Source organism: Bradyrhizobium sp. PRIMUS42, from assembly GCF_023006515.1.
GTDB lineage: Bacteria > Pseudomonadota > Alphaproteobacteria > Rhizobiales > Xanthobacteraceae > Bradyrhizobium.
Map to the genome: position 1 here is coordinate 1 of NZ_JALBGZ010000736.1, position 3013 is coordinate 3013.

Below are 3013 nucleotides of genomic sequence, written 5' to 3' on the forward strand. Positions count from 1 at the left end.
CGACGGCGCCGGCATTCTGGTGCAGATCCCGCACGCCTTCTTCAGCCGCAAGGCCGGAGAGCTCGGCTTCGCGCTGCCTCAGCCCGGCGAATACGCCATCGGCGCGCTGTTCATGCCGCGCGACACCGCCTGGCGCAACGTCATCAAGAGCATCATCGCCGACCAGATCAAGGAAGAGGGTCTGACCCTGCTCGGCTGGCGCGACGTGCCGACCGACAATTCCTCGCTCGGCGTGACCGTGAAGCCGACCGAGCCCGCCTGCATGCAGGTATTCATCGGCCGCAACGGCACCGCCAAGACCGAGGACGATTTCGAGCGCCGGCTCTACATCCTGCGCAAGTCGATCTCGCAGGCAATCTACCAGCGTCGCGACCGCGGCCTTGCAGGCTATTACCCCTGCTCGATGTCCTGCCGCACGGTGATCTACAAGGGCATGTTCCTCGCCGACCAGCTCGGCAAGTACTATCCCGACCTGCACGAGAAGGATTTCGAGAGCGCGCTCGCGCTGGTTCACCAGCGCTTCTCGACCAATACCTTCCCCGCCTGGTCGCTGGCGCATCCCTACCGCATGATCGCGCATAACGGCGAGATCAACACGCTGCGCGGCAACACCAACTGGATGGCGGCGCGCCAGGCCTCGGTGAGCTCCGAGTTCTACGGCAAGGACATCAACCGACTCTGGCCGATCTCTTATGAGGGACAGTCGGACACCGCCTGCTTCGACAACGCGCTCGAATTCCTGGTGCAGGGCGGCTACTCGCTGCCGCACGCCGTCATGATGATGATTCCCGAGGCGTGGGCCGGCAATCCCTTGATGGATGAGAAGCGCCGCGCCTTCTACGAATATCATGCCGCGCTGATGGAGCCGTGGGACGGCCCCGCCGCGATCGCCTTCACCGACGGCCGCCAGATCGGCGCCACCCTCGACCGCAACGGCCTGCGGCCGGCGCGCTATCTCGTCACCAAGGACGACCGCATCGTGATGGCGTCCGAGATGGGCGTGCTGACGATCCCCGAGGACCAGATCATCACGAAGTGGCGCCTGCAGCCCGGCAAGATGCTGCTGGTCGACCTCGAGCAGGGCCGGCTGATTCCGGACGACGAGATCAAGGCCGAGCTCGCCAAGAGCCATCCCTACAAGGAGTGGCTGGAGCGAACCCAGATCGTGCTGGAAGAGCTGCCGAAAGTGCCGACCACCGGCGTGCGCTCCAATTTGTCGCTGCTCGATCGCCAGCAGGCGTTCGGCTACAGCCAGGAAGACATCGCCATCCTGATGACGCCGATGGCGGCCACGGGCGAGGAAGCCGCAGGCTCGATGGGCAACGACACGCCGATCTCGGCGCTGTCGGACAAGGCCAAGCCGCTGTTCACCTACTTCAAGCAGAACTTCGCGCAGGTCACCAACCCGCCGATCGACCCGATCCGCGAGGAGCTGGTGATGAGCCTCGTCTCCATCATCGGGCCGCGGCCGAACCTGTTCGACCTGCAGGGCCTTGCCACCACCAAGCGTCTCGAGGTGCGCCAGCCGATCCTGACCGACGCGGACCTTGAAAAGATCCGCTCGATCTCCGATGTCGCCGAGTCGCACTTCAAGTCGCGCACGCTGGACACCACCTTCCACGCCGGCCTCGGCGCGGCCGGCATGGACCAGGTTCTCGACGAGCTCTGCGCGCGCGCGGAAAGCGCGGTGCGGGAGGGTGTCAACATCATCATCCTGTCCGATCGCATGGTCGGCACCGACCGGGTTCCGATCCCCTCGCTGCTGGCCTGCGCCGCCGTGCATCATCATCTGATCCGCACCGGCTTGCGCACCTCGGTCGGCCTCGTCGTCGAATCCGGCGAGCCGCGCGAAGTGCATCACTTCGCCTGTCTCGCAGGCTACGGCGCCGAAGCGATCAATCCCTACCTCGCGTTCGAGACCATCGTCGCGATGAAGGACCGCCTGCCCGGCTCGCTCGACGATTACGAGATCGTCAAGCGCTACATCAAGTCGATCGGCAAGGGGCTTCTGAAGGTGATGTCCAAGATGGGCATCTCGACCTACCAGTCCTATTGCGGCGCGCAGATCTTCGACGCGGTCGGTCTCAAGGCCGACTTCGTCGCAAAGTTCTTCGCGGGAACGCACACCCGCGTCGAGGGCGTCGGCCTTGGCGAGATCGCCGAAGAAGCCGTGCGCCGTCATGCCGACGCGTTCGGCGAGGCTCAGGTCTACAAGACCTCGCTCGATGTCGGCGGCGAATATGCCTATCGCAGCCGCGGCGAGGATCACGCCTGGACCGCGGAGTCGGTGTCGTTGCTGCAGCACGCCGCGCGCGGCAACTCGCAGGAGCGCTATCGCGCCTTCGCAAAGATCCTCAACGAGCAGTCCGAGCGTCTGTTGACGCTGCGCGGCCTGTTCCGGATCAAGAACGCGGACGAAGAGAAGCGCAAGCCCGTACCGCTCGACCAGGTCGAGCCGGCCAAGGACATCGTCAGGCGCTTCGCCACGGGCGCAATGAGCTTCGGCTCGATCTCGCGCGAGGCGCATACCACACTCGCGATCGCCATGAACCGGATCGGCGGCAAGTCGAACACCGGCGAAGGCGGCGAGGAAGCCGACCGCTTCAAGCCGATGCCGAACGGCGATTCCATGCGCTCGGCGATCAAGCAGGTCGCCTCGGGCCGCTTCGGCGTCACCACGGAGTATCTCGTCAACTCCGACATGATGCAGATCAAGATGGCGCAGGGCGCCAAGCCCGGCGAAGGCGGCCAGCTGCCTGGTCACAAGGTCGACGCGACCATCGCAAAAGTCCGGCATTCCACGCCGGGCGTCGGCCTGATCTCGCCGCCGCCGCACCACGACATTTACTCGATCGAGGATCTGGCGCAGCTCATCTACGACCTCAAGAACGTCAACCCGACCGGTGACGTCTCGGTCAAGCTCGTCTCCGAGATCGGCGTCGGCACGGTGGCCGCGGGCGTTGCCAAGGCGCGCGCCGACCACGTCACCATCGCGGGCTTCGAGGGCGGCACC

Annotated in this window: 1 protein-coding gene; it reads left to right on the forward strand. The window is 65.3% G+C overall.

The window, feature by feature from the left end; translation table 11 throughout:
* On the forward strand, nucleotides 1–3013 hold a 3013-nt coding region (gene gltB / locus MOV75_RS32755; protein WP_247007395.1), incomplete at both ends, for a glutamate synthase large subunit.